The organism is Kitasatospora sp. NPDC056273 (assembly GCF_042268845.1).
Taxonomy (GTDB): domain Bacteria; phylum Actinomycetota; class Actinomycetes; order Streptomycetales; family Streptomycetaceae; genus Kitasatospora.
Genome location: NZ_JBHJSJ010000058.1, coordinates 38,888 through 49,314, shown reverse-complemented (window position 1 = coordinate 49,314; position 10,427 = coordinate 38,888). Strand labels below are relative to the sequence as shown.

The following is a 10,427-nucleotide window of genomic DNA, read 5'->3' as shown; positions in this document are numbered from 1 at the left end:
GCCCCCGACGGCCGTACCCCCCCACGAAGGAGCCCTCGATGACGCACCACCCGGCCCCCGCCACACGCCCGCCCGCCCTGCTGCGCGCCGTACGCCACCCCGTCACCCGCTGCCTGATCGCCTGCCTGGCCGGCACCGTCGCGGCGGCCGTCACCGCCGACCCGACCCGTGGCACCCCCGCCCCCTGCCGCCCGGGCCGCTGACCACTCGCGCCCTGCGTGTGAATACCTCTTTCGGGTATGTGATGTCCCGCAAATCGCTAGGGAGCACGACATCCGAGCTACTGTGGATGTCATGACTGCGGCCTACGAGGATGTGCCCTTCAGCGAGCTGCTCCACCACCCGGCCGCGACCACGCGCCGACTGGACGAGGTCCGCGCGCTCAGACTCCGGAGACGCGATGCCGAGGACCTCGCCCTGATGAGCGTCGACCAGATGGAACGTGACGCCAGCGTCGTGGACTTCACCTCCAGGCTGCTTGCGGGGCTGGTCCGGACCGAGAACGTCGCCGCGCTGCGCCAGGCACTGCCCGAAGCCCTGCCGTGGAGCACCTTCCTGCCCGAGGAGGACATCGACACCCTTCTCACCGAGCTGGTGGACACGGCGCGCGGCGCCGTGGCGCTGGACAACCTCGCGCCGATCGCTCTCCTCCTCACCCAGTGGAAGCACAGCGCCGAGGTCTATGCGGATCCGGCCCTGCTCGCCATCCTCACCCGTGAGCTCGAGGGCGACCTCGGGCCCGTCCCGCCACCCGAGGCGGCCGAGTGAGCCCGAAGCGCGGGGATCGAGCCGCGCCCCCTCCGATCGGCGACGAATTCGACCTCCGCTTCGCCAGCTCCGAAGCAGCCGATGGCTGGGAGCAACTGGCCCGCCAGGCGGCGGGCAACTTGCGGCGTGCCTTCGAGGCGATCCGTGCCGCTCCGCGGGGCGTGGGCAATGCCGACCGTCAACACCGGCTCAAGGGTCGCCTCGGAAGCTCCGCGTTCAAGGGGCAAGCCCTGGAATGCTGGCAATATGAGGTCACGGGCGGAGGGCGTATCTGGTACCTGATCGACGATGCCAACCGCACCGCCTGGATCACCTACGCGGGAGTCGGTCACCCCAAAGCCACGGACTGACGCTCGCGGGGCTCAACGGGCCTCCTGCGGACCGCCGTTCGCCTCCGCCACCGCTGCCGCGCGCAGCGCCGCCGCCAGGCGGCGGACCGGGTCGGTGGGCGGCTGCGGGAGGCGGGCCAGCAGCAGCCGCCGCACCTCCTGCGGGCCGCCGCGTACCGGCAGGACGCGTACGCCGGGCGGTGCGGCGGCGGCCATGGCGGGGGAGACGGTGGTCAGCCCGCCGCCGGCCGCCACCAGGTGCAGCTTGGCGAGCCAGTCGCGGGCGGTGTGGGCGATCTCGGGCCGTTCGTCCAGCCCCGGCCACACCCCCATCAGCCGGTCGGCCCCGGCGGACGGCCCGGCGATCCACCGTTGCCCGCGCAGGTCGGCCACGTCGACGTACTCCCCGCGGGCCAGCGGGTGCGCCGCGGGCACGGCCAGGCACAGGGCGCGCTCGGTGAGGGTCTGCAGCACCAGGGGCGGCGACTCGGTGTCCGGGGCGCGGAACGGCGGGGCCGAGGAGAGCAGGGCGAGGTCGATGCCGCCCGCCCGCAGCGCCCGCGCCAGCGTCGCCGTGCCGCCCTCGCGGCTGGTCACCCGTACCCCCGGGTCGCTGCGCCGCAGCGCGGCGAGGGCCTGCGGGACGAGGGTCGTACCGGCGGTCGGCACCCAGCCGAGCCGGACCGTCCCGCCCTCCTCGGGCCGGCCGGACAGTTCGCGGGCCGCCGCGTCGATCTCGTCCAGCACGACGGTCGCGTGCCGCATCACCACCCGCCCGGCGGCCGTCAGCCGGACGCCCTCGCGGCGCCGTTCCAGCAGCTCCGCGCCCGCGGCCCGTTCGATCGAGGCGATCTGCCGGGACACCGCCGACTGGGTGTACCCCAGCGCCTGCGCGGCCGCCGTGAAGGTGCCCTGCTCGGCCACGGCCCGGAACACCCGCAGCGCGGTCAGCGAGACGTCCGTGAAGTCCATGACGTCTACGCATAGCAGAGGTGCGAGAGTTTCGTTGGACTCATGGAGGCGCCGGTTCCTACCGTGGTCGGTATGAGCGATCCCCGCACCGCCCTCGTCACGGGGGCCAACCAGGGCCTCGGCCGGGCCCTCGCCGAGGGACTGGCGGCCCGCCTGCGGCCGGCCGACCTGGTCCTGCTCACCGGCCGCAGCGAGCAGCGCGTCACCGAGGCCGCCCGCCAGGTCGCCCGGTCGGCCGGCACCCGCGGTCGCGTCGAAGGGCGGGTCCTGGACGTCACCGACGCCGAGGCCCTCGCCCGCCTCGCCGACGAACTCCGGCAGCGGCACGGCGGCGTCGACATCGTCCTGTCCAACGCCGTCGCCCGGCTGCTCCCCGGCGAGTCGCAGTCCGAGCGCGCCGACGAGTTCATCGACGTCTCCAACACCGCCACCCACGCCGTGCTGCGCGACTTCGCCCCGGTGCTGCGCCCCGGCGGCCGACTGCTCGTGGTGGCCAGCAGCCTGGGCACCCTCGGCCACCTGGACCCCCGGCTGCGGCACCTGTTCGACGGCGCGACCCTCGACCAGGTGGAGTACGCCGTCGAGTCCTGGCGCGCCGCGATCCACCACGGCACCGCCGAGGAGGCGGGCTGGCCGCGCTGGCTGAACGTGCCCTCGAAGGTGGCCCAGGTGGCCGCCGTCCGGGCGGTCGCCGCCGAGCGGCGCGAGCGCGACCTCGCCGCCGGCATCCTGATCGCCTCCGTCTGCCCGGGCATGGTCGACACCGCGACCTCGCGCCCCTGGTTCGGCGACTACCGCGAGGCGCGCCCGCCCGCGGTGGCGGCCGCGGACATCCTGGACCTGGTGTTCGCCGCGCCCGTCGACCCGGCCCTGTACGGCGAACTCGTCCGCGCGGGCCGCCCGCTCGACTGGTACGGCGGCACGCCGCCGACCGAGCAGGACCGCCTGCTCGTACCGTGAGGGCGTCGACAACACCCGTTGCCCGAAGAGGAGTTCACCGATGAACGCGATCAGCACGCCGTACGGCTTCGCGACCACCGCCGCCGAGGTCGCGCAGGGCGTCGACCTCACCGGCCGCCGCGCCGTGGTGACCGGCGCCGCCTCCGGCCTCGGCACGGAGACCGCCCGGGTGCTGGCCGGCACCGGCGCCGCCGTCACCCTGGCCGTCCGCGACGTGGCGGCCGGGCAGCGGGTCGCCGAGGAGATCACCGCGGCCACCGGCAACCGGGAGGTGCACGTCGGCCGGCTGGACCTCACCGACCTGGCCTCCGTCGCCGCGTTCGCGGAGGCCTGGCAGGGCCCGCTGCACATCCTGGTGAACAACGCCGGCGTGATGGCCTGCCCGGAGCGGTACACCGAGCAGGGCTGGGAGTGGCAGTTCGCCACCAACCACCTGGGGCACTTCGCCCTCGCCACCGGCCTGCACCGCGCGCTCGCCGCCGACGGCGCCGCCCGGATCGTCTCGGTCAGCTCCAGCGCCCACCAGCGGTCGCCGATCGTGTGGGACGACGTCCACTTCGCCTTCCGCCCGTACGACCCGTGGCTCGCCTACGCCCAGTCCAAGACCGCCAACGTCCTGTTCGCGGTCGAGGCGAGCCGCCGCTGGGCCGGCGACGGCATCACCGCCAACGCCCTGATGCCCGGCGCGATCCTCACCAACCTCCAGCGCCACACCGACGGCCGGGGCAGCGGGACCATCCCGCCCGAGCTGATGAAGACGGTCGCCCAGGGAGCGGCGACCTCCGTCCTGCTCGCCGTCTCACCCCTCCTGGACGGCGTCGGCGGCCGCTACTTCGCCGACTGCGACGAGGCCGAGGTGCTCGACCGCCGAGGCGTCCCGCTGCAAGGCGTCGCGCGCTACGCGCTGGACGGCGAGAACGCCCGGAGGCTCTGGGACCTGTCGGAGGAGTCGGTGAAGTCCTCCGGCTGACCGCCGCTCGGACCGGACCGGACCTGCTCCGCTGTGAGCCGATCATGCCCGCGAAGGTATGGCGCGATAACGGGATTGGTCTTGGAAAAGGCCGGCTCGCGGGTCATAGCGTCGAGGGAGTTCGCGCACGAGGTCACAGCGAAGGGGGAGCCTCCATGGGCACCAACGGAAGCAGCAGCAGGTACCTGACGGCCAGGAGGTTCGTCGCCGCCGCGCTGGCCACGGCCGCGATCGGATTCGCCGCCGTGGGCACCGCGGACGCCGACAGCCTGCGGAAGGGGCGCGTCGAGGTGCTCGAACTCAAGGTCCAGAACGACCAGTACGAGGTGCTGGACCTCGGCACGGCCGGGCCGAGCCTGGGCGACATGGACGTCTACTCCGGCGCCACCGTCCAGGGCGGCCGCAGCGTCGGACGCGGGGGCGGATCGTGCCAGGTCGTCCAGCTCCACGGTGGGGAGGTGACGAAGCAGTGCCTCATCACCATGGAGGTCGAGGGCGGCTCCCTGGCGATGCAGTCGCTCTGGACGACCGGATCGAGCGCCCCGCTAGACATGGCCGTCACCGGCGGTACGGGCGCCTACGCCGGCGCGCACGGAATCGTCCGCTTCTGGGACATCGGCACGCCGGACGAGCGGGCGCGGGCCGAGATCCAGCGCTGATCGGGCCAGGGCTCCGGCCCGCCAAGGGGCAGGTGGCGTGAGGCGGGAAGGTTTGCGCGAGAAGTCGGCCTGGCCGACTTCTCGCGCAACTGCTTTCAGGTGTTGGTGGTTGCGGACAGGTGTGAGGCCCCCGACCCGCACGAGGTCCTGAACCGGTGTTCCGCTCCTCCTCACCTCACCGGGCCGCGGGACAAGCCCGATCCGGGCTGTGCGGCGGAGCCGCTCAGCCCTGGTGAGGGATGCCCAGTGCTCGGACGAGCTGGGCCAGTTCCTCGCGGAAGAGCTTGTCCGGGCTGGCCATCTGAGTGTGGAGGTGGCCGTAGATCTCCAGTGACACCAGGCCGTGAAGGTGTCCCCAGACGCGCAGGGCGAGTGCGACGGCGGCGGGGGGCAGCTCCGGGAAGGCCTCGCGCACCTTGTCGCGGAGCCCGGGGTCGAAGTCGGGCCACTCGAACGTGCTGTCTCGGTAGAGGTGTTCGGTGTGGGGCCAGGCAGCCGCCGCGAGTGCGGCGAGTCCTGTGCACACCCGGCGCGCGGCGTCCGGGGCGGCGCCGCCCTCGGGGGCGTGGTAGCCGGGGACCGGGTCACCGTAGACGAGGCGGAAGCCCTCGGGGTTGGCGACGGCCCAGTTCCGGAAGGCGGTGGCCCATGCCTGGATCCGGACCGCCGGGTCCTTGGCGGGGGCGGCCTCCCAGGCCGCGTCCACGGCGTCGGCCAGCGCGGTGTACACGTCGTTGATGAGCGTGGTGACCAGATCGTCGCGGGTGGCGAAGTAGCCGTAGATGGCGTTGGCGGTCATGCCCATCTCTCGGGCGATGGCCCGCAGCGTGATGGCGTCGGGGCCGCCTGAGGCCATCAGCGCCAATGCCACGCTCTTGATTTCGGCCGTCGTCTCGGCGCGCAGCCGCTCGCGTCGTCCTGTGGTCCCGGTAGCCGCCATGCGGACACTCTACAGTGTCACCAGATTGGTTGGCGTATCGAAACTTCACGCCGTATAGTTTTCGCCGCGGTGACCGACGGCCCGTCATGTCGCCGTATTCGCACGCAGGTTGAGGGGAGAACCATGCACATCGGAGTCATCGGCGCCACTGGCGGCATCGGCAGCCGGGTCGTCACCGAGGCGCTTCAGCGCGGACACCTGGTCTCGGCCTTCGGTCGGGACACTTCACGGATCAAGGAGACCCGCGAGAACATCACCTGGGCCGACGTCGACGTCCTCGACGCGGCGAGCATCGCGGCCGTGCTGCCCGGCCTGGACGTGCTGATCAGCGGATTCCAGCCGGGCAACGCCGCCAAGGACTTCGCCGACACCGTCCGTCGCTCCATCGCCGACCCCACGGTCTACGCGACTGCCGCCCGCGCGCTGCTGACGGCACTGGAGAGCCACCCCAGGACGCGCCTGATCGTGATCGGCGGTGCCGGAAGCCTGGAGGTCGAACCGGGCGTGGTGCGCGCCGACCATGACGAGCTGATCCATGAGAGCCTCGACGCGCTCGGACTGCCCCGGGAGTACGCGGCCGCCGTGCGCGGCCACCGGGACGCCCTGACCGTCCTGCGAACCTCGAATCGGCTGTGGACCTACTTCAGCCCGGCCGAGGACATCGCTCCCGGCGAGCGTACCGGCCGTTTCCGGACCGGTGGCGACCAATCCGTCCTGGACGCTGACGGACGCAGTCGCATCTCGGTGGAGGACGCCGCGGTCGCCCTGGTCGACGAGGCGGAGCTGCCGCGATTCGTCCAGCGCCGCTTCACGGTCGGGTACTGAAAGGTCGTAGTCGAGATCCACCCGGGAACCTCTCTCCTCGCCGTGCTCCGGCAAGCCGCTCCGCACCCGATCGGGTGAACGGCAAAGGTACCGGGCGATCCCCCCGCGGGATCGCCCGGCACCTCTCGTACGGGCCCGCTCAGTGCTGGTGGCCGGCCGGGGCGGCGGCGCCTTCCGTCGTCACGGTGAAGGCCGCCGTGTGGACGGTGTCCTGGTGCTTGAAGTCCAGGAAGAGGCGGTAGCTGCCGGGGCTCGGGGCGGTGGTGGTGAAGCCGATCTCCGGGCCCGGGGTGCCGGTGTCCGGGTGGACGTGCAGGTAGGCGAGGTCGCCGGCGCGCAGGGCGACGAGGTGGCCGTACGCGCCGAGGTAGGGCTGGAGGTCGGTGACCGGCCGGTCGTCCTTGCTGACGCCGAGGGTGAGCGTGCCGCTGCGCCCGGGCGTGAGGTCGCCGCCGAGGGTGACGGTGTAGCCGTCGACGGTGACGGTCCGTCCGGTCTCCGGCAGCGGGGCGGGCCGCAGGTCGCCCGCGGCGTGCAGGTCGGCGCCGAGGGTGAGTCCCTCGCTGGCCCCGGCCGGGGTGAAGTCCGCGAAGACCCGGTACTCCCCGGCGGCGGGGACGGCGGTCTGGGCGCTCCAGGTGCCGTCGGCGGCGAGGGTCGGGTGCAGGTGCTGGAAGGTCGACAGGTCGCGCGGGGCGACGATCAGGTGCAGGTCCTTCTCGTGCTGCTGCTGGTAGGCGGTGACGGGCTTGCCGTCCGTGCCGAGGATGCGGAAGCGCAGGTCGGTGGGGGAGCCGGCGGTCACGAACGGGTTCTCGACGCTGAGCGTGTAGCCGCGTTCGGAGACCTGCAGCCCGCCGGGCAGGTGCTCGGCGCCGCCGTTCGCCGGCTCTTCGCCGTGCCCAGCGTGCCCGCCGTGCCCGGCGTGCCCGCCGTGCGCGGCGGTGGCGGGCTTGGGGGAGGGGCCGTTGCCGGTGGCGTGGCCGACGCCGAGGGCGAGGCCGAAGGAGGCGGCGAGTCCGGCGGTGAAGGCGGTGATGCGCAGCGGGGTGTTCATGGCGGCGTTTCTCCTCGTGATGCGGGACGGCGGGACGGCAGGACGGCAGGACGGCAGGACAGAAGGGGGACGGGCCGGGCGCTCAGGCCCGCATGAGCCGGGCGATGGCCTGGGTGGCCTCGGCGACCTTGGCGTCCGCCTCGGCCCCGCCGCCCGCGATGGCGTCGTGGACGCAGTGGGCGAGGTGGGAGTCGAGCAGCTGTAGCGCCACGGACTGGAGGGCCTTGGTGGCGGCGGAGACCTGGGTGAGCGTGTCGATGCAGTAGGTGTCGGTGTCGACCATGCGCTGGAGGCCGCGGATCTGGCCCTCGACGCGGCGCAGGCGGCGCAGGAGCTGGTCCTTGTCGTTGTGGTAGCCGGCCATGGGGTCCTCCTCGGGTTCCGGCGGGGGCTCGGTGCGACGTGATGCGACTTGATGCGGCTCGACGCGCCTTGGTGCGCCTTGGTGCGTCTCGATGCGGCTCGACGCCGCTCGATGCCCACGAGTGAATACCCCATGGGGGTATCAAGTCAAGCAGTCGCCGCCCCCGAAAAATACGGGCAGGGGGTATCCGTCAGGGCTTGCGGCGGATACCCCTCAGGGGTATAAATGAACCCGGCACCGCCCGATACCCCCCATGGGTACGAGGGCCCGGCCGCCGAACGTACCGCACGACGACGTCACGAGGAGCGACGATGACTACGCAGGCACCCGCCTCAGCGGAGGTGGAACTCTCGATCGGCGGCATGACGTGCGCCTCCTGCGCGGCCCGGATCGAGAAGAAGCTCAACCGGATGGACGGGGTCACGGCCAGCGTCAACTACGCCACGGAGAAGGCGAAGGTCTCCTTCGAGGGCGGGGTCGAGGTCGCCGACCTGATCGCCACCGTCGAGGCCACCGGCTACACCGCCGCGCTGCCCAAGCCCCCGGCCGCGGAAGGGGGTTCGGGCGCCGGGCAGGCCGAGCCGGCCGACGAACTGGCCCCGCTGCGCCAGCGGTTGTTCACCGCCGTGGCGCTCGCGGTGCCGGTGATCGCGATGGCGATGGTGCCGGCCCTCCAGTTCGACAACTGGCAGTGGCTGTCGCTGACCCTCGCCGCACCGGTCGTCACCTACGCCGCCTGGCCGTTCCATCGGGCCGCGTTCACCAACGCCCGGCACGGCGCCGCGACCATGGACACCCTGGTCTCGCTCGGCACCACCGCCGCGTTCCTCTGGTCGCTGTGGGCGCTGTTCTTCGGCGACGCCGGGATGCCGGGCATGCGGCACGGCTTCGAGTTCACCATCGCCCGCGGCGACGGCTCGTCCAACATCTACCTGGAGGCGGCGGCCGGGGTCACCGCCTTCATCCTGGCCGGCCGCTACTTCGAGGCACGCTCCAAGCGCACCGCCGGGGCCGCGCTCAAGGCGCTGCTGGAACTGGGCGCCAAGGACGTGACGGTGCTGCGCGGCGGGGCCGAGGTGCGCATCCCGATCGCCGACCTCGCCGTGGGCGACCGCTTCGTGGTCCGGCCGGGCGAGAAGATCGCCACCGACGGCACGGTGGTCGAGGGCGCCTCGGCGGTGGACGCCTCGATGCTGACCGGCGAGTCCGTCCCGGTCGAGGTCGGGGTCGGCGACAACGTCACCGGCGCCACCGTCAACGCGGGCGGCCGGCTGGTGGTCGAGGCCACCCGGGTCGGCGCCGACACCCAGCTGTCCCGGATGGCCCGGCTGGTCGAGGAGGCGCAGAACGGCAAGGCCGCCGCCCAGCGCCTCGCGGACCGGATCTCCGCGGTCTTCGTCCCGATCGTGATCACCCTCGCGGTGGCCACCCTCGGCTACTGGCTGGGCACCGGCGAAGGCTGGACCGCCGCCTTCACCGCGGCCGTCGCCGTGCTGATCATCGCCTGCCCGTGCGCCCTGGGCCTGGCCACCCCGACCGCCCTGCTGGTCGGCACCGGCCGTGGCGCCCAGCTGGGCGTCCTGATCAAGGGCCCGGAGGTCCTGGAGTCCACCCGCAAGGTCGACACCATCGTCCTGGACAAGACCGGCACCGTCACCACCGGCCAGATGACCCTGCTCGCCGTGCACACCGCCGAGGGCGTGGACCGGGCCGAGGTGCTGCGCCTGGCCGGCGCCCTGGAGCACGCCTCCGAGCACCCGATCGCCCGGGCCATCGCCACCGCCGCCGCCAAGGCCGGCGAACTGCCCGCCGTCGAGGGCTTCGAGAACGTCCCGGGCCTGGGCGTCCAGGGCGTGGTGGACGGCCACGCCGTGGTGGCCGGCCGGGAGGCCCTGCTGAACGAGTGGTCGCAGTACCTGCCGGAGGCGCTGGCCGAGGCCAAGGCCGCCGCCGAGGCGGCCGGCCGCACCGCGATCGCGGTCGGCTGGGACGGCGAGGCCCGGGCCGTGCTGGAGGTCGCCGACGCGGTCAAGCCGACCAGCGCCGAGGCCATCGGCAGGCTGCGCGCCCTGGGCCTGACCCCGGTGCTGCTCACCGGCGACAACCGGCTGGTCGCCGAGGCCGTGGCGGCCGAGGTCGGCATCGGTCCGGAGCACGTGATCGCCGAGGTCATGCCGCAGGACAAGGTCGACACCGTCAAGCGGCTGCAGGCCGAGGGCAAGGTCGTCGCGATGGTCGGCGACGGCGTCAACGACGCGGCCGCGCTCGCCCAGGCCGACCTGGGCCTGGCGATGGGCACCGGTACGGACGCCGCCATCGAGGCCGGCGACCTCACCCTGGTCCGCGGCGACCTGCTGGCCGCGGCGGACGCCATCCGGCTCTCCCGCCGCACCCTGGCCACCATCAAGAGCAACCTGTTCTGGGCCTTCGGCTACAACGTCGCCGCCCTGCCGCTGGCCGCGGCGGGTCTGCTCAACCCGATGATCGCGGGGGCCGCGATGGCCTTCTCCTCGGTCTTCGTGGTCGGCAACAGCCTCCGGCTGCGCCGCTTCCGCTGAGCAGCCGAGCAGCCGAGCCGCTCCG

Annotated in this window: 12 protein-coding genes; 8 read left to right on the top strand and 4 right to left on the bottom strand. The window is 73.2% G+C overall.

Annotated features, from left to right (window positions below):
- Positions 1-38 precede the first annotated feature (38 nt).
- From ACFCY1_RS34545 to ACFCY1_RS34535, 3 genes are all read left to right on the top strand, one after another.
- Positions 39-203 carry a hypothetical protein gene (locus tag ACFCY1_RS34545; RefSeq protein WP_375877145.1) on the top strand — a complete coding sequence of 55 codons (165 nt, stop codon included), beginning with the start codon at positions 39-41 and terminating at the stop codon, positions 201-203.
- Between the two features lie 91 nt (positions 204-294).
- Positions 295-768 (top strand): hypothetical protein, encoded by a 474-nt coding sequence (locus tag ACFCY1_RS34540; protein ID WP_375877144.1) that lies wholly within the window; start codon positions 295-297, stop codon positions 766-768.
- A complete protein-coding gene (locus ACFCY1_RS34535; RefSeq protein ID WP_049651123.1) occupies positions 765-1,118 on the top strand; it encodes a hypothetical protein in 354 nt (117 codons plus the stop codon). The genes ACFCY1_RS34540 and ACFCY1_RS34535 overlap by 4 nt, the downstream gene beginning before the upstream one ends.
- A 12-nt stretch (positions 1,119-1,130) precedes the next feature.
- Here the strand turns inward: ACFCY1_RS34535 and ACFCY1_RS34530 are convergent, their stop codons facing one another.
- On the bottom strand, positions 1,131-2,069 hold the full coding sequence (locus ACFCY1_RS34530; RefSeq protein WP_375877143.1) for a LysR family transcriptional regulator: 939 nt from the start codon (positions 2,067-2,069) through the stop codon (positions 1,131-1,133).
- 72 nt (positions 2,070-2,141) lie between these two features.
- On the opposite strand from ACFCY1_RS34530, the gene ACFCY1_RS34525 reads away from it, so the two are divergent.
- From ACFCY1_RS34525 to ACFCY1_RS34515, 3 genes are all read left to right on the top strand, one after another.
- Positions 2,142-3,029 carry an SDR family NAD(P)-dependent oxidoreductase gene (locus tag ACFCY1_RS34525; RefSeq protein ID WP_375877142.1) on the top strand — a complete coding sequence of 296 codons (888 nt, stop codon included), beginning with the start codon at positions 2,142-2,144 and terminating at the stop codon, positions 3,027-3,029.
- Positions 3,030-3,069: 40 nt separating this feature from the next.
- Positions 3,070-3,999 carry an SDR family NAD(P)-dependent oxidoreductase gene (locus ACFCY1_RS34520; protein WP_049651126.1) on the top strand — a complete coding sequence of 310 codons (930 nt, stop codon included), beginning with the start codon at positions 3,070-3,072 and terminating at the stop codon, positions 3,997-3,999.
- Positions 4,000-4,154: 155 nt separating this feature from the next.
- Positions 4,155-4,658 (top strand): hypothetical protein, encoded by a 504-nt coding sequence (locus ACFCY1_RS34515; RefSeq protein ID WP_375877141.1) that lies wholly within the window; start codon positions 4,155-4,157, stop codon positions 4,656-4,658.
- Positions 4,659-4,881: 223 nt separating this feature from the next.
- On the opposite strand, the gene ACFCY1_RS34510 is transcribed toward ACFCY1_RS34515, so the two are convergent.
- A complete protein-coding gene (locus ACFCY1_RS34510) occupies positions 4,882-5,598 on the bottom strand; it encodes a TetR/AcrR family transcriptional regulator (RefSeq protein ID WP_375877140.1) in 717 nt (238 codons plus the stop codon).
- A gap of 123 nt (positions 5,599-5,721) precedes the next feature.
- On the opposite strand from ACFCY1_RS34510, the gene ACFCY1_RS34505 reads away from it, so the two are divergent.
- Positions 5,722-6,423 (top strand): NAD(P)-dependent oxidoreductase, encoded by a 702-nt coding sequence (locus ACFCY1_RS34505; RefSeq protein ID WP_375877139.1) that lies wholly within the window; start codon positions 5,722-5,724, stop codon positions 6,421-6,423.
- Positions 6,424-6,562: 139 nt separating this feature from the next.
- Here the strand turns inward: ACFCY1_RS34505 and ACFCY1_RS34500 are convergent, their stop codons facing one another.
- Both ACFCY1_RS34500 and ACFCY1_RS34495 read right to left on the bottom strand, forming a co-directional pair.
- Complete coding sequence (locus ACFCY1_RS34500; RefSeq protein ID WP_375877138.1) at positions 6,563-7,480, bottom strand: hypothetical protein; 918 nt, start codon at positions 7,478-7,480, stop codon at positions 6,563-6,565.
- A gap of 82 nt (positions 7,481-7,562) precedes the next feature.
- Entirely contained in the window at positions 7,563-7,844 is a 282-nt protein-coding gene (locus tag ACFCY1_RS34495) for a metal-sensitive transcriptional regulator (protein WP_049651130.1), read from the bottom strand.
- 311 nt (positions 7,845-8,155) lie between these two features.
- On the opposite strand from ACFCY1_RS34495, the gene ACFCY1_RS34490 reads away from it, so the two are divergent.
- The gene (locus ACFCY1_RS34490) at positions 8,156-10,402 is read left to right on the top strand and encodes a heavy metal translocating P-type ATPase (RefSeq protein ID WP_375877137.1); all 2,247 of its coding nucleotides are present in this window, start codon (positions 8,156-8,158) and stop codon (positions 10,400-10,402) included.
- The last annotated feature ends 25 nt before the right edge of the window (positions 10,403-10,427 follow it).

Coding starts and splice junctions, on each gene's coding strand:
- ACFCY1_RS34545 (WP_375877145.1), top strand. CDS start 39: ATGACGCACCACCCGGCCCCCGCCACACGCCCGCCCGCCCTGCTGCGC.
- ACFCY1_RS34540 (WP_375877144.1), top strand. CDS start 295: ATGACTGCGGCCTACGAGGATGTGCCCTTCAGCGAGCTGCTCCACCAC.
- ACFCY1_RS34530 (WP_375877143.1), bottom strand. CDS start 2,069: ATGGACTTCACGGACGTCTCGCTGACCGCGCTGCGGGTGTTCCGGGCC.
- ACFCY1_RS34525 (WP_375877142.1), top strand. CDS start 2,142: ATGAGCGATCCCCGCACCGCCCTCGTCACGGGGGCCAACCAGGGCCTC.
- ACFCY1_RS34520 (WP_049651126.1), top strand. CDS start 3,070: ATGAACGCGATCAGCACGCCGTACGGCTTCGCGACCACCGCCGCCGAG.
- ACFCY1_RS34515 (WP_375877141.1), top strand. CDS start 4,155: ATGGGCACCAACGGAAGCAGCAGCAGGTACCTGACGGCCAGGAGGTTC.
- ACFCY1_RS34510 (WP_375877140.1), bottom strand. CDS start 5,598: ATGGCGGCTACCGGGACCACAGGACGACGCGAGCGGCTGCGCGCCGAG.
- ACFCY1_RS34505 (WP_375877139.1), top strand. CDS start 5,722: ATGCACATCGGAGTCATCGGCGCCACTGGCGGCATCGGCAGCCGGGTC.
- ACFCY1_RS34500 (WP_375877138.1), bottom strand. CDS start 7,480: ATGAACACCCCGCTGCGCATCACCGCCTTCACCGCCGGACTCGCCGCC.
- ACFCY1_RS34495 (WP_049651130.1), bottom strand. CDS start 7,844: ATGGCCGGCTACCACAACGACAAGGACCAGCTCCTGCGCCGCCTGCGC.
- ACFCY1_RS34490 (WP_375877137.1), top strand. CDS start 8,156: ATGACTACGCAGGCACCCGCCTCAGCGGAGGTGGAACTCTCGATCGGC.